This window comes from Bacteroides gallinarum DSM 18171 = JCM 13658 (assembly GCF_000374365.1).
Lineage (GTDB): Bacteria > Bacteroidota > Bacteroidia > Bacteroidales > Bacteroidaceae > Bacteroides > Bacteroides gallinarum.
Window position 1 is genome coordinate 1 of record NZ_KB894178.1, and the last position, 19,084, is coordinate 19,084.

Genomic DNA, 19,084 nt, shown 5'->3' on the forward strand with positions numbered 1-19,084 from the left:
CCCGTTTTGGCCTTCAAACCTTATTTGCGGGGGAATACCTAAAGATACAAAAAAGCCAGCTAATTCGCAATATTTTGTGTATGAATTAGTTGGCTGATTTTATATTATTTACTGAATGTCCCTATTCAATACTTTCACAACCATTCTATATAATAATGTGTTCTTTTGTTCTTATGTCTCTATATAATACCGTTTTACTTTTCTTCCCCCTCCACATATTCCAATATATCTCCAGGCTGGCAATCCAACACCTTACAGATTGCCTCTAATGTAGAAAAACGGACCGCTTTTGCCTTGCCGGTTTTCAAGATAGAAAGATTTGCCGGCGTAATATCAATCTTTTCCGCCAATTCTCCCAAAGATATCTTTCTTCGAGCCATCATGATGTCAAGGTTTACTATAATCATCTTTTTTTCCTCAATAGTAGGTTAAATCGTCAGGTCTTGTTCTTCCTTCATTTTCAGCCCGATAGCAAAGACCTCGGCTACAATCAAGGTAGAAATCCCCAATACCAGAGTCGTCGTATTTACCATATCCGAAAGGTCGAGTTCGTAACCGCGAACGGAAAAAACTTCCCCTACACTTCTATAAGTAAGATAAGCGGGAAGAAACGCCGTACAGAAACCGACAATCAATGCCGCACCCAAAAAACGCAGGCGGCGGACATTCTTCCAATTAAAAATATCGGACTTATTGATAGAAATCACCAGACGGATAAACAGTATGATAGCCCATATGCATACACCGATATGTACCAAATTCAATAAGGAAAAAGCAACCTGCTCCGAAGCCGTAGATTTCGTATCGACACTGAGCATCATCGAACTGAAAGAAACCGGTACATATTTACCGCTTTTTTCATTATAAACGGAATCCTGAAAAAGTCCGTTATCGCCCAATTTCGAAAGATGCTCCGGCAACAGACTGATATATTTCATATTCATCAGTTCTTTCTGTTCTTCTACGGAAGTGCTACCTTCAGTTCCGGCTTCTACGCCGGCCTTTACCCCTACAACAAAATAGTAACCGGTTTCAAAAACCGAATAGCTCAGTACAAGTACTACAATCACACAAAGAATGTTCAACCTTCTTTTCATACCTTAAAAGTCGTATTAGAACCTGGCAACCGATAAGAATTCATCACTTTATAAGAAACGATAAACAGCACTGCCGCCACTATCGTACATATCCAATAAGCTGGCTCCCCAAGCAAATCGGATGTATATTTCATATCCGGATAATGCAGGCTGAAAAATACCGATAAACCGTTATTCAGGATATGTATTAAAATTCCGGGAATAAGACTGCCGGTCTTGTAATACAGCCAGGCAAATAAAAGACCTGACAGGACAGCACCCACCACCTGCGCCGGATTAATATGAAAGATACCGAAAATAAGAGCGGAAAACACGATAGCCTTTACCGGACTGTACTTTTGCAGCAACACCTTCGTTATTGCCCCGCGGAACAACATTTCTTCCAGAACAGGGCCCAGTACCGAGATACAGATAATTCCCAACCAACCCGATTGCAGTATATCGAATGTCGTTCCCAACCAATCCGGCAGAAACGATAGCCCGGACATAACAAAGTCTATCAAGAAGATAACAGAAAGCCCAATAACAATACTCCACCCCAGATAAGGAACCGAAACCGGAGACCAGATTTTGCCGTCGTCCTTCAGATAACCTTTCTTCCACAAATAAGCTCCCATAAGAACAAATCCCAGCAACATGCTCGGCGCCAATGCCATAACACTCGCATCCTCAATCGTACCGTTCACAGCATAAGAATAAAGCATGCTGAAAGGAGCAGCTATCAACGCAGCCAGAATCTGTACTATAAAATAAACAAAAACCAGTTTTATCGCTGTCTTCATCGTCTCTCGCTTTTAAAAAACGTGTAAAGATACATATTTTCTCCTCAATTTACTAACCGGCAACAACTCCCGTCAATAACATCATCACCAAAGAAAGCGATAACACCAGCAAAGTAATACTCATAAATGCTCTTTTCATAACCATAGACTTTTTTTATAACCGGCACTTTTGCCCTGAATTCTGTTTTTCAATAAGAATTTATCGTTTTTCGATATGCAAATAAAAGGGCTTTTTCTGAAAAGACAAAGAAAAACAAGATATTTTTATCGAAAAACAATAAAAACAATATGTTTTTCGATAAAAATACAGATAAGATTCTACCGAGCGAAGAATTAAAGGATAGTATTATGAAAGAATAGCGGCAATCTCCTCCTCATCTTTACGGAGCTGACTAACCAAAGCTTCAATGGACTCGAATTTCAGTTCGGAACGGGTACGGCGAACGAAAGATATCCGTATCCGCCGGTTATAAATATCGGCATTAAAATGAAAAATATGCACCTCGATACTACGATTGAGCCCGTTATTCAATGTCGGGCGATAACCGATACTCAACATCCCCGCATATTTTTCCTCACCCAGAAAAACATAAACGGCATATACCCCGTCGGCAGGCACTAACTTTTCCGAATCACCGACATGCAGATTGGCAGTCGGAAAACCTATCTTACGCCCGACATGATAACCGCTTACCACCATGCCGTCCAGGAAAAAACGGTAACCCAGGCAGTTTTCCGCTTCCGAAACATTCCCCTCCGACAAAAGGCGGCGGATAACCGAGGAACTGACTGTCATTCCGCCGTCGGAATAAGCCTGCGCCAATATCACCTCTATCCCCAATTCCTGCCCATAACGCACATAATCATCGAAACCCTCGCTGCGGTTATGTCCGAAACGGTGGTCGTAGCCTATCACCAATGCCTGTACCCAATATTCATTCTTCAATATCGCCATGAATTGCTTGGCGGAGAGGCAAGCTAAATCAAGCGTAAAATCAAGCATCACACAATAATCTATACCCGTACCGGCAAGCAAAGCGACTTTCTCGTCGCAAGTGGTGAGCAACTCCGGATGAAAACCGGGCTGCATCACTTTACGGGGATGCACCGGGAAAGTAATAACCGATGAAGCAAGACCACGCGCAGCAGCAACCCGGCACACCTGCTCTATCAGGAACCGGTGTCCCCGATGCACTCCGTCGAAAAAACCGATAGTGGCTACATTCGGCCGGAGTTCCTCAACCGGTGTTCCGGTATATAACTGCATACTCACTTTACACGATTAACGCATCGACAGAATAAAATCACTTAAACAAATGGCTCCAATCCTCACCGGCTACCGGAGTATAGGTAGAAATTCCCAATGACCGGGCTGCCGCGCAATTAGCCTCCGAATCATCGATAAAGAAAGTCTCTCGCGGGTTCAGCCCCTCCTCATCCAGCACTTTCCGGAAAATCTCCTCGTCCGGCTTTGCCATTTTCATTTCATAAGAGAGGAAAATATGCTCGAAATAATCTTCCACACGAAAAGTCTTATAGGGAAAAGCATGCTCGCAAGACCAATTCCAATGAATTTCATTGGTATTACTCAGCAGATATACCACATAATCCTTACGCAAAGCCAGCAATAAATCAAGCTTATAAGCCGGAATGTCCACCAAGAAACTGTTCCATGCAGCATCAATCCGGGCATCGGTAACATCCTTCCCTATTTTCTCCCGAATCACATTCCGAAAATCGGCACTGGAGATAAGCCCTTTCTCATAATGCTGGAAGAAGTCCTGCTGATGATACAGGTCGAGGGTGCGCTCTACATCCGGCAGACCTAACTTTCTGAAATTCTCCAAGCAACGCTGCCGGTCCAAGTCTATCAGCACACCACCGAAATCGACTATAAGGTTTTTAATTCCTGTACTTTTCATCACCTTATTTTTGCATTAAACGGCGGACAAGACGGATACCCTCACCCACCCATAACACCAAAGAGGTGGAAGCGATGATTGTTACCCAAGTCGTAAAATCAAGCGGTTCCGTACGGAACACCGCTCCACCGAACTGCACGATAACGAACTGCCCGCCCAAGATAGCAAGTACCACCAACTCCATACCGTAAGATTTGGTAATTCCCTTAAAAGCAGAATCCGAAGTTCCGAACACCCTTGCATTGAAAAGGTTCCAGAATTGCAGCATTACGAAGAAAGTAAAGAAGATAGTCAAACGTTGTCCAGTCATGCCACCCTCCTCATTATTGAACCAGAACAACATTCCCATGAGCAATACAAGGAAAGCCATTCCCATACCGACAATATAATTCCTCATGGAACGGGTGATGATGAAATCCGTACTTTTACGGGGCTTTTCTTTCATGACATTCTCGCTGGGCGGGATAGACGCCAAAGCCAGGGCAGCAAATGTATCCATAATCAGGTTCACCCACAGCATCTGCGTCACGGTCAGCGGCAAATCGGTCCCCACCAGCGAACCGAGCAACACAATAAACAATGCTACGAAGTTAATCGTCAACTGGAACACGATGAAGCGCTGGATATTCTTATACAACGAACGTCCCCACATCACGGCCGTACCGATGCTGTTGAAAGAGTCGTCCAGCAGCGTAATGTCGCTCGCCTCCTTGGCAACAGACGTTCCCGTCCCCATGGACAACCCTACTTGTGCATGGTTCAACGCCGGGGCATCATTGGTTCCGTCGCCCGTCACGGCCACCACCGCACCTTTCTGTTGCAAGAGCTGAACCAGACGTTGCTTATCGGTAGGACGGGCACGCGACATAATCTTCAAGTCCAATACCCGGTCGAGCGCTTCCTCATCCGTCAGTTCGGCAAAAGCAGCGCCCGTAATACGGTTGCGTTCCGTATCTTCCGGCTTCCACAAACCAATCTGCCGTGCGATTTCGGTAGCCGTACCCGGCGTATCTCCCGTTACAATCTTAACCCCGATACCTGCCGACTGGCATTTTGCCACCGCCGCAGGCACATCAGGACGTATAGGGTCGCTGATAGCCACGACACCGAGGAACGACAAGTCATTCTCCGCAACCAATGCCACGCAGTCGGCCGGTTCCGTATCATCTACTATCTTATAAGCAAAACCGAGCGTACGCATCGCCATATTCTGGTAGTTCAGCAATTGGGACTCCACCGTAGAACGGTATTCCACCGCATCCGCCCGTTTGCCGTCCAGAAGCACATCCTTACATTTCCCCAATACGATTTCGGGAGCTCCCTTTACATAGAGCACTTTCTTTCCAATCAGAGGAGATTGTACCAGAGTCGCCATAAACTTCCGTTCCGTAGAGAAAGTCAACTGGTCGAGCACCTCTACGGCCTCCCTCAATTCCAGGTAATTGCGTTTCTGGCTGTCGAGCCACAAAAGCAAAGCCACCTCGGTAGGATTGCCAACCCCTTTCGGTTTCTCGCCCGGCGCCGTTTCTTCCAGAAAAGCGGTGGAATTGGCACTGATACCCTCTACTACCAGCTTGCTCAAATCATCTTCCCCGATTTCCCGTCCGTTCTTCAACCCATAAAAGTCAGGCTCGTATACCTGCATCAGGTTCTGCGTCAACGTACCCGTCTTATCCGTACAAATAACGGTAATCGCCCCCATTGTTTCGCAGGCATGCATCTTCCGTACCAGATTATTGGTGGAAAGCATACGGCGCATATTCAGCGCCAGGCTAAGCGTCACACTCATAGGCAAACCTTCGGGAACGGCCACGACAATCAGCGTTACCGCCATCATGAAATATTGCAGAGTATCTTTCAAGGCAGGCAACCATTGCTCGAAAGTATGGAAGGAGGCAAAATCATAAGCCAGCACCACATCTTTTACAAAAAAGATAGCGAACGCCAGTCCTGCTACCGAGAAACCGATTTTCCCTATAAGGCCGGCAAGCTTCGTCAACTGGATATTCAGCGGAGTCGGCTCGGTACTTTGTTCCGTACTCTGGCGGGCTACCTTTCCGATTTCCGTAGCATCGCCCACTAACTCCACACGCATAACCCCGTGCCCGTCTACCACCGTCGTTCCACGCAGCACCCGATTGGAAGCATAGGTTGCTTCCTCATCGAAATCGGCTTCCACCGTCGTCTTGGATATAACGGGCTCGCCCGTAAGATTGGATTCGTTTACCTGCAGGGAAATGGCTTCCAGCAATTCTCCGTCGGCAGGGATTTCTTCTCCCGTTTCCAGGATAATGACATCGCCTACCACCACATCCTTACGGGGAATTTCCTGTACGCGCCCGTTACGGATAACCTTCACCAAGGTCTCTTCGTTCACCGCATTCAGCAAATCGAATTTCTTATTGGCATCGTACTCAAAAAAGAAACCGATACCGGTAGCCAGCAAAATGGCGGCTATGATACCGATTGTTTCGGCATATTCGTTCTCCACTATGGAAATAATCAAAGAAAAGAAAGCAGCCACCAACAGTACTCTTACCACGGGGTCTTCAAACTTTTCCAGATAGAGTTTCCACAAAGACGGACGCTTCGGGGGCGTCAACAAGTTTACACCATGTTCCGTACGGCTCTTCCGTACTTCATCGTCGGTAAGCCCGACATGATAAAAATCATCCTTTGTTGCAGTCATGCAAATCGTTAGGTTTAAATTGAATTGCAAAAATACAACAATAATTCGTATAGCGAGTGTTATTAAATCTTTTTATAAGTTTCCCAAATACGCCTTTTTTTACTTAAACAATGAACAAAAAGGGAAGTCCGATTGTTATCAAAGAAGAATTTTAAATAAAAGAAAATTATGGAAAAGTACATTTGCACTATTTGCGAATATGTTTACGACCCGGAACAAGGGGACCCTGAAAACGGAATAGAACCGGGAACGGCTTTCGAAGACCTTCCCGATGATTGGGTATGCCCCTTATGCGGAGTGGGCAAAGAAGAATTCGAGAAAGCGTCCTAAGACGCTTTCTTTTCTTTTATATCGCTGCTGGCTTCCACTACGTTAACCACGTAGTCGCCCAGTTTCTCGCATTCCCCGATAATATCCATATAATAGACACCCATTTGATAATCATACTCCTTATTATTAACATCAAGGATATTCTGGTTCTTCAACTGGTTGCGGTAATTGTTGATTTCATTTTCCAGGTTAAACGATTTGTTCACATCGATGCTCTGGTGCTCGGAACGCTCTACCACCACAATCATCTGCCTGAGAGCATCATCGGTCAGCTTCATCATAAAGTGAATGTGCTCGTATTGTTTCTCCGTAAATTCCAGGTTCGCCTGGCGCTTACGATTGATAGTACGTGCCAGGTTATAACAACTGTCGCCGATACTTTCTATCTCCGTCACCTCACGGAGCATAGTCCGGATTTGCAATTTACTTTCAGAGCTCAGGCGTCCCTCTGATACCTGGTTCAGATAATTCGCAATCTCCAGTTCCATGCTGTCGCTGATATTCTCGTACTTCTCTATACGGCTGAACAACTTATTGAAATCATCATCCTTATCGGTATGCAGCAAATCGCGCACCATACCGAACATACGGTGGGTACGTTCGGCAAACAAATGGATTTCCTTGCTCGCCTGCAAAATGGAAAGCTCGGCGGTAGAAAGCATACCGCCCGTAATAAAGCGCAGGCGGTACTCCTCGTCCTGCTCCTTCTGCGGGATAATGGCACAGACCGTGCGCTCTATAAACTTCACGAACCATATCAATATCAACACATTGCATATATTGAAACAAGTATGGAAAGCCGACAGCTTAAACGAAACGGCAACAGCCGGGTCTTTGGTTCCCATTACATTGTCCACAAACCAGGATATACCCTGTGTAAAAGGAACAAACAGGCACAATACCCATATAACGCCGAACACGTTGAATGCCAGATGCGCCAGCGCAGCCCTCCTGGCCTGCGTATTACCGGTAAGCGCCGCAAGGTTGGCCGTTATGGTCGTACCGATATTCTCGCCGAGAACGAGCGCCGCTCCCAGTTCGAAGCTAATCCAGCCATTGGCGCACATAATCAGGGTAATAGCCATTGTTGCCGCAGAAGCCTGCACAATCATGGTCAATATCGTTCCTATCAAGACAAACAGAAGAATCGACAAATAACCCATGTCCGTATAATCCTGCACAAAAGCCAGCATCTCCGGGTTATGCCGCAAATCGGGCGCATTGGCCTGCAACAAGGAAAGCCCCATGAAAAGGAAAGAAAAACCGAAAATAAACTCGCCTATGGACTTACGGGCGCTTTTTTGAGAAAACATGAGCGGAATGCCGAAAGCTAAAAGAGGGAGGGCGAAAGCGGCGATATCCACTTTAAATCCTAAAGCTGAAATAATCCATGCCGTGACGGTAGTACCGATATTGGCTCCCATTATCACACCGATAGATTGTGACAGGGTCAATAACCCGGCATTGACAAAACTCACCACCATTACGGTAGTTGCCGAGGAGGACTGGATAAGTGCCGTTATAAGCACACCCGTCAGTACACCGGTTACCCGGTTGGTCGTCATAGCGGTCAAAATCTTCCGCAAGCGGTCGCCGGCAAACTTTTGAAGTCCCTCACTCATAATTTTCATTCCGTAGAGGAACAATGCCAACGAGCCAAGCAGCTTTAAAAAATCATAAAAAGAATATTCCATCTTTAATTAGTTAAAGTGTTTCTTTGTGCCATTTGTTATTATGTCTTATATTTAACGTATCAATCACTCCAAAAAAAGACATCATGAAACACATGTTACAAATTTGTTGCAAAAATAATAATATTTATAAAGAATTCCCCATAGGAAGCTCACTTTTGGATATTTATTACGGTTTTAATCTTAATTTTCCTTACCAGGTAGTCAGCGCCAAAGTAAATAACCGTTCCGAAGGGCTGAATTTCCGGGTATACAATAATAAAGACGTAGAATTTCTCGATGTGCGCGACTCCTCCGGTATGCGTACCTACGTCCGTTCGCTTTGTTTCATTCTGTACAAAGCTGTCAGCGAGCTATTTCCGGAAGGCAAACTGTTCGTAGAGCACCCCGTATCCAAAGGCTACTTCTGCAACCTCCGCATCGGACGCCCTATCGAGCTGGAAGACGTAACGGCAATCAAGAAACGGATGCAGGAAATCATAGCCGAAGACATCCCGTTCCGCCGTACCGAATGCCACACCACCGAAGCCGTACGGGTATTCAGCGAACGGGGGATGAACGACAAGGTAAAACTCCTGGAAACATCCGGCTCCATATACACCTATTACTATACGTTGGGAGACACGGTAGATTACTATTACGGCAACCTGCTGCCCAGCACAGGCTTTATCAAACTGTTCGACATCGTGAAATATTACGACGGCCTCCTATTGCGCATCCCCAACAAAGAAAACCCCGCCGTACTGGAAGAAGTGGTAAAGCAGGAAAAGATGCTCGACGTATTCAAGGAACACCTGCGCTGGAACTACATCATGGGATTAAGCAATGTAGGCGACTTCAACCTCGCCTGCGAAGAAGGCTACGCAACCGACCTGATTAATGTGGCAGAAGCCCTCCAGGAAAAAAAAATCGCCCAGATTGCCGATGAAATCTATCACCGGGGAGAAAACGGAAGCCGCGTAAAGCTCGTACTGATTTCCGGCCCTTCCTCATCCGGGAAAACCACCTTCAGCAAACGGCTCTCGGTGCAGCTAATGACCAACGGCCTGCGCCCTTACCCCATTTCACTGGACAATTATTTCGTAGACCGCGAAGATACCCCGCTCGACGAAAACGGCAATTACGATTACGAATCCCTCTATGCCCTCGACCTCGAACTGTTCAACAACCAGTTGCAAGCCTTATTGCGGGGTGAGGAAGTGGAACTTCCTCGGTTCAATTTCACAATAGGCAAGAAAGAATATAAAGGAGACAAACTGCGCATCGACGAACATACCATTCTTATATTGGAAGGCATCCATGCCCTGAACCCGGAGCTTACCCCGCAAATTCCGGCGGAGAGCAAATACAAGATTTACGTTTCCGCATTGACAACTATCTCATTGGACGACCACAACTGGATTCCGACGACGGACAACCGCCTGCTACGCCGCATTATCCGCGACTTCAACTACCGGGGATATTCGGCACGGGAAACCATTTCGCGCTGGCCCAGCGTACGTGCAGGCGAGGACAAATGGATATTCCCCTACCAGGAAAATGCCGATGTCATGTTCAACTCCGCCCTACTATTCGAGTTTGCCGTGCTGCGCTGCCATGCAGAACCCATACTTACCAGCGTGCCGCGCAACTGCCCCGAATACGCCGAAGCCTACCGGCTCATGAAGTTCATCAAATACTTCACACCGGTACAAGACAAAGAAATCCCGCTGACATCCCTGCTGAGGGAATTCCTGGGCGGCAGCAGCTTCAAATACTGATTCCATTACCCGAACAGTATCCTTACCCGATGCCGGACATTCTGTCCGGCAAAGAGGGAAATTACGGACTTCCGCATACAACATAGCAAAGAATGTCTTAACTTTGTAAGCAAATCAAACAAACTCCACGCATAATGAAAAGAATCATTACAATACTCTCCCTGGCACTATTCTGCCTATGTACCCAGACCTATGCACAGAACCGTGCCGACGAGCTGATGAAACAAGCGCAGGAAAGCCTGGCAAAAAAAGAATATATCAAAGCCCGCTACCTTTTCCTCCAAGCCTACAACTCCTTTGCCTCACAGGAGAAATATGCCCCGGCGGTAGAATGCGGCGTCAATGCCAGTGCCCTCTATCATCGCGAGAACTATTACAAAGAAGCATTCGAGCTTCTGCGCAGTGCCGAGCAACTGGTAGGCAGCGGTGAGCAGAAACTCAAAAAAAGCCTTCCCGACCTGCGTTTCCGCATCAACAAAGAACGGTTGCAGATGTACATCGACATCAAAAATCCTACCCGTGCCAAAGAACAGTTGAATAAATTGGCAGAAACAGCCAAGGCTGCCGGCAACGACTCCTTAAGCAACGATTTCCTGTACACCCAGGCAAATTACTACTACACTTTCGGCATGAATACCCAGGGCGACTCGGCTTTCAGGAAACTGATAGAGCGGTACAAGCAACAAAAGAACTACACCAAAGTGGACGAATGCTATAAAAAACTAATCGACATCGCCCGTAAAGCCAATAATGCGACGTTGGTAGCCCGTACCTACGACAAGTACATCGTCTGGGCAGATTCCGTCAAGGCACTCGCTGCACAAGACAAACTGAATATATTGAAAAACAAATACGACGGAAGCCTGGCCACCATTCAGGAAAAAGACGACTCCCTTTCCGCCAAGCAATACATCATCATCGGCCTTTGCATACTGACCGCCGTTTTAGCGGCGGCACTGGTAATAGGAGCCATTGTACTCTTGCGTTTCGTCATGTTGACACGCAAACAAAAGAAAGCTATCGATACCGCCAACGAGCACAACGAACTGAAGAGCCGGTTCATCCGGAATATCTCCGCCCAAATGGAGCCGACCTTAGATACGCTCGACCCGGAGCTCCCCGGCGTACAGGCACTGCGTACCTTCTCGAGCCATATCCAGGAATTATCCGAGTTGGAGAACAGCTTGTCGGAACCCTACGAAGTGCAGGAAAAGAACATTTCGGCCTTCTGCGAAAGCATCATGGACAAAATCAGGAACAAGGTACAAGAAGATGTCTCCCTTACCGTCAACGCCCCTAAGCTGAATGTAAAAATCAGTCCGGAGCACTTGGAACGTATCCTGCTGCACCTATTGGAAAATTCGGCGGAATATACTCCCGCCGGCGGAAAGATATGGCTGGATTTCAAGAAACGCGGTGCCCATACCCACCAGTTCATCATCAGCGATACAGGCTGCGGCATTCCCGAAGCACAACGCGAAAACATCTTCAAGCCCTTCACCGAGATAAAAAATCTGACGCAAGGCGACGGTTTAGGACTGCCTATCTGCTCCCTGATTGCCACTAAGATGAACGGTAGCCTGACACTGGACAGCAGTTATACAAAAGGCGCACGGTTCATATTGGAGCTACACGCATAGGTAGTTGGGAGTTGAAAGTTGAAAGTTACTATGCAGCATAATAGCGCAGCTAACTTTCAACTCTCAACTCCCAACTTTCAACTATCCATTCTCAACTGCTTTCAATTATCTCAACGCTTCCACCTCCTCCGGCGTCAAAGGTATCTTCTTACCCAGACGGCGTGCACCGGTTTCTGTAATCAGGTAATCTTCCTCGTTGCGGATACCTCCGAAATGGCGGTACTCCTCTACCTTATCATAATCGATGAAATCTTTAAATTTCTTCTCGCCTTTCCAAAGGTCTATCAGTTCGGGGATAAAATAAATACCCGGTTCAACGGTATGCACGAACCCCGGTTCCAGGGGAATGGCAAGACGCTGGCTCTTACGGCCGAACTGCGTACTCTTGGGCTGGCCGTTATAACCCACCCAGATTTCTCCGAGATTCTCCATGTCATGCACGTCCAGTCCCATCATATGCCCCAATCCATGAGGATAGAACAGAGCGTGTGCACCTTCGCGTACAGCATCCTCCGCATTACCTTTCATCAAGCCGAGCTCTTTCATGCCCTCTACCATGACACGAGCCGAAAGCTCGTAAACATCCATATAAGGAATACCGGGACGAAGCGCCTTAACCGATTCCAGATGCATTGCATTCTGAATTTCATATACGGCGCGCTGCCGGGGCGTAAACGTCTTATCGGCAGGAATGGTGGACGACATATCACCTGCATACCCCGACTCCACCTCCGCACCGGCATCAATCAGGAACAAATCGCCCGGCTTCACCTTATTGCCATGATAATGATTATGCAGAGTCTGGCCGTTGACCGTGGCAATCGTTGCAAAAGAAAGCTCGCAATTGTTGGACTCGGCCACTCGGTTCATTTCCGCAACGACCTCGTATTCGTACATGCCCGGACGAAGCACCTTCATAGCAGTAATATGCATATCCGCCGTTACATTGCATGCCTTCTCTATTTCCACTATCTCTTCGGCGGACTTATAACTACGCTGCGCCACTATCGCACGGATAAAGGGAACGGAACCCTCCTGGCATGCAGGCCGGATGCCCAGCCAGTCCAGCAGCTTCAACTTATGTTCGGCGCGGTAAGGCGGAAGATAATGCACAGTCCGCCCTTTGCGTACCGCTTCCTGCAAATATTCCGCTATCCCGGAAGAAGGCAACACCTCCGTTACACCCACCCGTTCGCTTTTCTCTTTCAAGGTAGGCTGCGTACCCATCCAGACGATATGGTCGATAGTCAATTCATCCCCGAAAATAATATCCCTGTCCTCGTCGATATCGATAACCGCCGACAAGCCGGCAAACGACAAGCCGAAATAATATAAGAAAGTGGAGTCCTGACGATAGCGGAAGGTATTATCCTCATAATGCAATCCCTGTTCGTCATTACCCAAAAACAATAATACTCCTGAGCCAATGTTCTTTTTCAGCAGGGCCCGGCGCTGCATATACGTTTCTTTAGCAAACATACCGTTTTGTTTTTTAGTTCGTACAGCAAAGATAAGAACAAAAATGCAACCATGCCGCGGCTTTCTTGTTAAATATAATAAGAGAAGATTTCCCGTTCCCGAACTATTCACTATTTTTGCAAAAAGTGCGCGGATAAGAATTTTGCATTATCTTTGCATTCTAGTAAACAATTAAAAATATGGCACAAGGCTCCCGACAGATACAGACCCAAGCACAGCAACAGATACAGACGCTGTCGCCGCAACAAATTCTGGTAGTGAAACTGCTGGAACTTCCGGCGATAGAACTGGAAGACCGCGTGCGTGCCGAACTGCTGGAAAACCCTGCGCTGGAAGAAGGGAAAGAGGACACCGCCGGCGACGAATATTCCGATACCTCCGATATGGACACCACTGCGGAAGACGGCGGAGACACGGATTACGACTCCTTAAACGACTACCTGACGGAAGACGATATACCCGACTATAAATTGCAGGAGAACAACCGCAGCAAAGGGGAACAAGCCGAAGAAATCCCCTTCTCCGATGCCACCTCCTTCTATGAAACCCTGAAAGAGCAACTGGGCGAACGCAACCTCACCGAGCATCAGCGCGAACTGGCCGAGTACCTCATCGGTTCGCTGGACGACGACGGCCTGCTGCGCAAGTCGCTGGACAGCATCAGCGATGAGCTTGCCATTTACGTGGGCATCGAAGCTACCCCCGGGGAACTGGAAGAAACATTGAAAATCATCCAGGATTTCGACCCGGCCGGACTGGGCGCCCGCAACCTGCAAGAGTGCCTTCTCATCCAGATACGGCGCAAGATAGAGCAGCAACACTTTACACCCAACCCCCTGCTCTATATCGAAGAAGCCATTATCTCCGAATGCTACGAGGAATTCACCCGCAAGCACTGGGACAAGATACAGCAAAAACTCGGCCTGGAAGAAGAAGCCTTCCGGCAAGCCATAAAGGAAATCTGCAAGCTGAACCCCCGTCCGGGCGCATCGCTAGGCGAGGCTATCGGCAAGAACCTGCAACAAATCGTACCGGACTTTATCGTAGACACGTATGACGACGGCACTATCAACCTGACGCTCAACAACCGGAACGTCCCCGAGCTGCGCATGAGCCGCGACTTCACCGAAATGGTGGAAGAACATACCAAGAACAAAGCGAACCAGTCCAAAGAATCCAAAGAGGCCATGATGTTCCTCAAACAGAAAATGGACGCCGCCCAAGGGTTCATCGACGCCGTAAGGCAGCGCCAGAACACATTGCTCACCACCATGCAAGCGATTATCGACTTGCAGCGCCCCTTCTTTCTCGACGGCGACGAATCATTGCTCCGCCCCATGATACTGAAAGACGTAGCCGAACGCACCGGGCTCGACATCTCGACGATTTCCCGCGTGAGTAACAGCAAATACGTCCAGACCAATTACGGAATCTACCCGTTGAAGTTCTTCTTCAGCGACGGATACGTTACGGAAGACGGCGAGGAAATGTCCGTACGCGAAATACGGAAAGCGCTCAAAGAGTGCATCGACAACGAAGACAAGAAAAAACCCTATACCGACGACGAGCTGACCGAGATACTGAAAGAAAAAGGCTACCCGATTGCCCGCCGCACCGTAGCCAAATACCGCCAGCAACTGAACATTCCGGTGGCAAGGCTGAGAAAATAACAACCGGGCGGCAAAGCACCGGAGCGGTAAAGTGATAATGCAAAAACAAAAAAATGGCAGTAGAACAACATATCATAGCTGACAAAACCCTTATCAGGGCAGCCAGGCTGATTTCGGTCATCTTCACACCGTTTTCCATACCTTTCCTGGCATTCCTGGTACTGTTCGTATTCTCATACCTGCGAATCATGCCCCTTCAATACAAACTGATTGTACTGGGCGTGGTATATTGCTTCACAATCCTGATGCCTACCCTGACGATTTTCCTTTTCCGCAAAATCAACGGGTTCAGCCCCGAGGACCTGACCGAACGGAAACGCAGGTACATCCCTTTCATCCTGACCATTACCTCCTACATATTCTGCCTGCTCATGATGCACCGGCTGAATATCCCCTGGTATATGACAGGCATCATCCTTGCCGCCCTTATCATGATGATTATCTGCGTAATCGTCAACCTGAAATGGAAACTCAGCGAGCACATGGCAGGCGCAGGCGCCATAATAGGCGGGCTGGTCGCTTTCAGCGCCCTGTTCGGCTACAACCCTACGGGCTGGCTGTGCATCACCATTCTCGTTGCAGGCATATTGGGCACGGCACGCATTATCCTGCAACACCATACGCTCGGCGAGGTAATGGGCGGATTTGCCGTAGGACTGGTTTGCTCCCTGCTGGTGCTACACCCGCTCAGCAAACTGGTATTCCGCTTATTCAGCCTATTATTATTTTAAATATTAACTCTTAAAACTAATGATTATGAACTTTCCCAATGATGTAAAGTACACGAAAGAACATGAATGGATTCGCCTGGAAGGCGACGTAGCTTATGTAGGAATCACAGATTACGCCCAGGAACAACTGGGAGACATCGTATTCGTAGATATCCAGACAGTAGGCGAAACACTGGCTGCCGATGAAACCTTCGGTACTATCGAAGTGGTAAAAACCATTTCCGACCTTTTCCTGCCCGTTGCAGGAGAGATACTGGAACAAAACGAAGCGCTGGAAGAACGTCCGGAACTAGTGAACAAAGACCCCTACGGCGAAGGCTGGCTCATTAAAATCAAACCCTCCGCCGATGCGGACTTCGACAGCCTGCTGGATGCGGAAGCATATAAAGCGCTGATAAACAACTAAAAAAATAAGAATTAAAAATTTAAACATGATGTCTCCCATTGTCAGTATCATCATGGGTAGCACCTCCGACCTTCCCGTAATGGAAAAAGCCGCACAGCTACTCAATGACTTGCATGTACCGTTCGAAATGAACGCCCTCTCCGCCCACCGCACTCCGGAAGCGGTAGAGGAATTTGCCAAAGGCGCCCGCAAACGCGGCATTAAAGTGATTATCGCCGCAGCAGGCATGGCTGCCGCCCTGCCGGGCGTCATCGCCGCCAACACCACATTGCCCGTTATCGGCGTACCCGTAAAAGGCTCCGTGCTCGACGGCGTAGACGCACTCTACTCTATCATCCAGATGCCTCCGGGCATCCCCGTAGCCACCGTAGCTATCAATGGAGCCATGAACGCCGCCATTCTTGCCGTGCAAATGCTCGCATTGAGCGACAATGAGCTGGCGGAAACCTTCGCAGCCTACAAAGAAGGCCTGAAAAAGAAAATCGTGAAAGCGAACGAAGACCTGAAAGAAGTGAAGTACGAGTATAAAGTAAACTAATCGAAGTGATTAGTGATAAGCGTTCAGTGATTAATGAGGTGTTCATGACAAACAAACCATACACCGCTAATAATCACTAAACGTTTATCACTAAACACTAATCACTAAACACCAACAACGTGGATTTATTCAATTATTCCCGACGGGAAACATCAGAAGTGAACATTGGAGCCACCCCCCTGGGCGGCTCCAATCCTATCCGCATACAAAGTATGACCAACACCTCCACGCAGGACACCGATGCATGCGTAGCGCAAGCCGAACGCATCGTCGATGCCGGCGGAGAATACGTACGCCTCACCACCCAGGGCATCAAGGAAGCAGAGAACCTGATGAACATCAACGCCGCCCTGCGCCGCGACGGCTATATGGTTCCGCTGGTAGCCGACGTACATTTCAATCCCAAGGTGGCCGACGTAGCGGCACAGTATGCAGAAAAAGTCCGTATCAATCCGGGGAACTACGTAGATGCCGCACGCACCTTCAAACACCTGGAATACACCGACGAAGAATATGCGCAGGAAGTCGGGAAGATACGCGAGCGTTTCGTTCCCTTTCTGAACATCTGCAAGGCAAACCACACCGCCGTCCGTATCGGCGTAAACCACGGCTCCCTGTCCGACCGTATCATGTCGCGCTACGGTGACACCCCGGAAGGCATGGTAGAATCGTGCATGGAATTCCTGCGAATCTGCGTGGCGGAGCACTTCACGGACGTAGTCATCTCCATTAAGGCATCCAACACCGTAATCATGGTAAAAACCGTACGCCTGCTTGCCGCCGTCATGGAAAAAGAAGACATGCACTTCCCCCTCCACCTCGGCGTAACGGAAGCCGGAGACGGAGAAGACGGACGTATCAAGTCCGCACTGGGCATAGGCGCTTTGCTTGCCGACGGCCTGGGCGACACGATACGCGTATCCCTGAGCGAAGCCCCTGAAGCGGAAATCCCCGTTGCCCGCAAACTGGCGGACTACATCGCGCAACGCCACGGACACCCGTACATACCGGGAGCCGAAGCCCCCGGCTTCAACTACCTCTCCCCCGAGCGCAGGCCTACGACCGCCGTACGCAACATAGGCGGAGACAACCTCCCCGTAGTCGTAGCCGCCCGCCTGGAAGACAACATGGATTTCGACCCGCAATTCACTCCCGATTACGTTTACGTAGGGCGCCGGCTGCCCGGACACCGCACCGGAAATATGCAATACATCATCGACGCCGACCTTTGGGAAGGGCAAACCGGTACATGGCCTGCCTTCAAGAGCGAACAGCTACCGTTCGTCAGCGGTTGCAGCGCTTCGCTGAAATTCCTGTTCATCACCTACATGGGACTGAACGACGAAACGATTGCCGGGCTGAGATATCATCCGGAAATAGTACTCATAGCACAAAGCATCCACCCCAACCGCCTGGGCGAATACCGTGCGCTGGCACATCAGCTGATGAATGAAGGGCTGAAAAATCCCCTCATATTCTTCCAGCATTATACCGAATGCGAAACGGAAAACCTGCAAATCAAATCGGCAGCCGACATGGGCGCACTCATTATCGACGGGCTGTGCGACGGCATCCTTCTATACAACCAAAGCAACGGAAAGGGCAGCAAGGCGATAAGCGACAAGACGATAGACGCCACAGCTTTCGGCATCCTGCAAGCAGGGCGCATCCGTACCAGCAAAACGGAATACATCTCGTGTCCGGGCTGCGGCCGCACGCTCTACGACCTCCAAAGCACCATTGCCCGTATCAAGAAAGCGACCTCGCACCTAAAAGGGCTCAAGATAGGTATTATGGGCTGTATAGTCAACGGTCCCGGCGAAATGGCGGATGCCGATTACGGCTATGTAGGAGCCGGACGGGGTAAAATCAGCCTGTACAAAAAGAAAGAATGTATAGAAAAGAACATCCCCGAAGAAGAAGCCGTAGAAAAGCTAATCGAGCTAATCAAGGCCAACGGAGACTATACGGAACCTTAATCCCCTATTATGAAAGTGCGTGCAGAAGGCTCGCCACAGATTACACCGAATACATATAAAAGTTAAATGCACTACAAGGGTATTGCAGTGCATTTAACTATTTAATGATTATTTAGGGATATTCAGTAAATGTCCCTAAAAATCAAGATGGCATATGAAGATGATAGAGCATACTCACTTCATATGCCATTTTTATAGTCCTATTCCTGTAATTTCTCACACAATCTTACCCTACAAGACATGACGCTCGGGAAGAAGTCTGAAGACATCTTCTGCCTCTGCCTGTAAAATCATATCATGCCGCTTTCACCGTCCTGTTCCTGATCTTGTCTATCATCAGTACGGCATTTGCCGTATGTATTCCAAAGAA

Annotated in this window: 16 protein-coding genes; 8 read left to right on the forward strand and 8 right to left on the reverse strand. The window is 48.3% G+C overall.

Going from position 1 to position 19,084, the window contains the following annotated elements; translation table 11 throughout:
• Positions 1-194 precede the first annotated feature (194 nt).
• The 6 genes from C233_RS0120380 to C233_RS0120405 form a co-directional block, all read right to left on the reverse strand.
• A complete protein-coding gene (locus C233_RS0120380) occupies positions 195-407 on the reverse strand; it encodes a helix-turn-helix domain-containing protein (RefSeq protein ID WP_005655323.1) in 213 nt (70 codons plus the stop codon).
• Positions 408-428: 21 nt separating this feature from the next.
• Complete coding sequence (locus tag C233_RS0120385; protein ID WP_018669351.1) at positions 429-1,097, reverse strand: DUF2975 domain-containing protein; 669 nt, start codon at positions 1,095-1,097, stop codon at positions 429-431.
• Positions 1,094-1,879 (reverse strand): CPBP family intramembrane glutamic endopeptidase, encoded by a 786-nt coding sequence (locus C233_RS0120390; protein WP_018669352.1) that lies wholly within the window; start codon positions 1,877-1,879, stop codon positions 1,094-1,096. Before C233_RS0120390 ends, C233_RS0120385 begins: the two co-directional genes overlap by 4 nt.
• A gap of 346 nt (positions 1,880-2,225) precedes the next feature.
• Entirely contained in the window at positions 2,226-3,146 is a 921-nt protein-coding gene (locus tag C233_RS0120395) for a bifunctional riboflavin kinase/FAD synthetase (protein ID WP_018669353.1), read from the reverse strand.
• Positions 3,147-3,183: 37 nt separating this feature from the next.
• Entirely contained in the window at positions 3,184-3,801 is a 618-nt protein-coding gene (locus C233_RS0120400; RefSeq protein ID WP_018669354.1) for an HAD family hydrolase, read from the reverse strand.
• 4 nt (positions 3,802-3,805) lie between these two features.
• On the reverse strand, positions 3,806-6,490 hold the full coding sequence (locus C233_RS0120405) for a calcium-translocating P-type ATPase, PMCA-type (RefSeq protein WP_018669355.1): 2,685 nt from the start codon (positions 6,488-6,490) through the stop codon (positions 3,806-3,808).
• A gap of 168 nt (positions 6,491-6,658) precedes the next feature.
• Here C233_RS0120405 and rd point away from each other — a divergent pair, with 168 nt between their 5' ends.
• Positions 6,659-6,820 (forward strand): rubredoxin, encoded by a 162-nt coding sequence (gene rd / locus C233_RS23870; RefSeq protein ID WP_018669356.1) that lies wholly within the window; start codon positions 6,659-6,661, stop codon positions 6,818-6,820.
• Here rd and C233_RS0120415 read toward each other — a convergent pair.
• Positions 6,817-8,514 (reverse strand): Na/Pi cotransporter family protein, encoded by a 1,698-nt coding sequence (locus C233_RS0120415; RefSeq protein ID WP_018669357.1) that lies wholly within the window; start codon positions 8,512-8,514, stop codon positions 6,817-6,819. The two genes, rd and C233_RS0120415, sit on opposite strands and share 4 nt — an antisense overlap.
• Before the next feature lie 83 nt (positions 8,515-8,597).
• On the opposite strand from C233_RS0120415, the gene C233_RS0120420 reads away from it, so the two are divergent.
• Both C233_RS0120420 and C233_RS0120425 read left to right on the forward strand, forming a co-directional pair.
• Positions 8,598-10,271, forward strand: coding sequence for a nucleoside kinase (locus tag C233_RS0120420; RefSeq protein WP_018669358.1), 1,674 nt, complete (start codon positions 8,598-8,600; stop codon positions 10,269-10,271).
• 134 nt (positions 10,272-10,405) lie between these two features.
• A complete protein-coding gene (locus tag C233_RS0120425; RefSeq protein ID WP_018669359.1) occupies positions 10,406-11,911 on the forward strand; it encodes an ATP-binding protein in 1,506 nt (501 codons plus the stop codon).
• Between the two features lie 105 nt (positions 11,912-12,016).
• Here C233_RS0120425 and C233_RS0120430 read toward each other — a convergent pair whose 3' ends face one another.
• Complete coding sequence (locus tag C233_RS0120430; protein WP_018669360.1) at positions 12,017-13,390, reverse strand: aminopeptidase P family protein; 1,374 nt, start codon at positions 13,388-13,390, stop codon at positions 12,017-12,019.
• A 179-nt stretch (positions 13,391-13,569) separates the two neighbouring features.
• Between C233_RS0120430 and rpoN the strand changes: the two genes are divergently transcribed.
• From rpoN to C233_RS0120455, 5 genes are all read left to right on the forward strand, one after another.
• A complete protein-coding gene (rpoN, locus tag C233_RS0120435) occupies positions 13,570-15,060 on the forward strand; it encodes an RNA polymerase factor sigma-54 (RefSeq protein ID WP_018669361.1) in 1,491 nt (496 codons plus the stop codon).
• A 53-nt stretch (positions 15,061-15,113) separates the two neighbouring features.
• Complete coding sequence (locus tag C233_RS0120440) at positions 15,114-15,791, forward strand: hypothetical protein (RefSeq protein ID WP_018669362.1); 678 nt, start codon at positions 15,114-15,116, stop codon at positions 15,789-15,791.
• Between the two features lie 25 nt (positions 15,792-15,816).
• Entirely contained in the window at positions 15,817-16,197 is a 381-nt protein-coding gene (gcvH, locus tag C233_RS0120445; protein WP_025069195.1) for a glycine cleavage system protein GcvH, read from the forward strand.
• A gap of 28 nt (positions 16,198-16,225) precedes the next feature.
• Entirely contained in the window at positions 16,226-16,735 is a 510-nt protein-coding gene (gene purE, locus C233_RS0120450) for a 5-(carboxyamino)imidazole ribonucleotide mutase (protein WP_018669364.1), read from the forward strand.
• Between the two features lie 119 nt (positions 16,736-16,854).
• Positions 16,855-18,714 carry a 4-hydroxy-3-methylbut-2-en-1-yl diphosphate synthase gene (locus C233_RS0120455; RefSeq protein WP_018669365.1) on the forward strand — a complete coding sequence of 620 codons (1,860 nt, stop codon included), beginning with the start codon at positions 16,855-16,857 and terminating at the stop codon, positions 18,712-18,714.
• Positions 18,715-19,084: the final 370 nt, after the last annotated feature.

Bases quoted from the DNA above. Each gene is read 5' to 3' on its own strand.
- C233_RS0120380 (WP_005655323.1), bottom strand. From the start codon at position 407: ATGATTATAGTAAACCTTGACATCATGATGGCTCGAAGAAAGATATCT.
- C233_RS0120385 (WP_018669351.1), bottom strand. From the start codon at position 1,097: ATGAAAAGAAGGTTGAACATTCTTTGTGTGATTGTAGTACTTGTACTG.
- C233_RS0120390 (WP_018669352.1), bottom strand. From the start codon at position 1,879: ATGAAGACAGCGATAAAACTGGTTTTTGTTTATTTTATAGTACAGATT.
- C233_RS0120395 (WP_018669353.1), bottom strand. From the start codon at position 3,146: ATGCAGTTATATACCGGAACACCGGTTGAGGAACTCCGGCCGAATGTA.
- C233_RS0120400 (WP_018669354.1), bottom strand. From the start codon at position 3,801: ATGAAAAGTACAGGAATTAAAAACCTTATAGTCGATTTCGGTGGTGTG.
- C233_RS0120405 (WP_018669355.1), bottom strand. From the start codon at position 6,490: ATGACTGCAACAAAGGATGATTTTTATCATGTCGGGCTTACCGACGAT.
- rd (WP_018669356.1), top strand. From the start codon at position 6,659: ATGGAAAAGTACATTTGCACTATTTGCGAATATGTTTACGACCCGGAA.
- C233_RS0120415 (WP_018669357.1), bottom strand. From the start codon at position 8,514: ATGGAATATTCTTTTTATGATTTTTTAAAGCTGCTTGGCTCGTTGGCA.
- C233_RS0120420 (WP_018669358.1), top strand. From the start codon at position 8,598: ATGAAACACATGTTACAAATTTGTTGCAAAAATAATAATATTTATAAA.
- C233_RS0120425 (WP_018669359.1), top strand. From the start codon at position 10,406: ATGAAAAGAATCATTACAATACTCTCCCTGGCACTATTCTGCCTATGT.
- C233_RS0120430 (WP_018669360.1), bottom strand. From the start codon at position 13,390: ATGTTTGCTAAAGAAACGTATATGCAGCGCCGGGCCCTGCTGAAAAAG.
- rpoN (WP_018669361.1), top strand. From the start codon at position 13,570: ATGGCACAAGGCTCCCGACAGATACAGACCCAAGCACAGCAACAGATA.
- C233_RS0120440 (WP_018669362.1), top strand. From the start codon at position 15,114: ATGGCAGTAGAACAACATATCATAGCTGACAAAACCCTTATCAGGGCA.
- gcvH (WP_025069195.1), top strand. From the start codon at position 15,817: ATGAACTTTCCCAATGATGTAAAGTACACGAAAGAACATGAATGGATT.
- purE (WP_018669364.1), top strand. From the start codon at position 16,226: ATGTCTCCCATTGTCAGTATCATCATGGGTAGCACCTCCGACCTTCCC.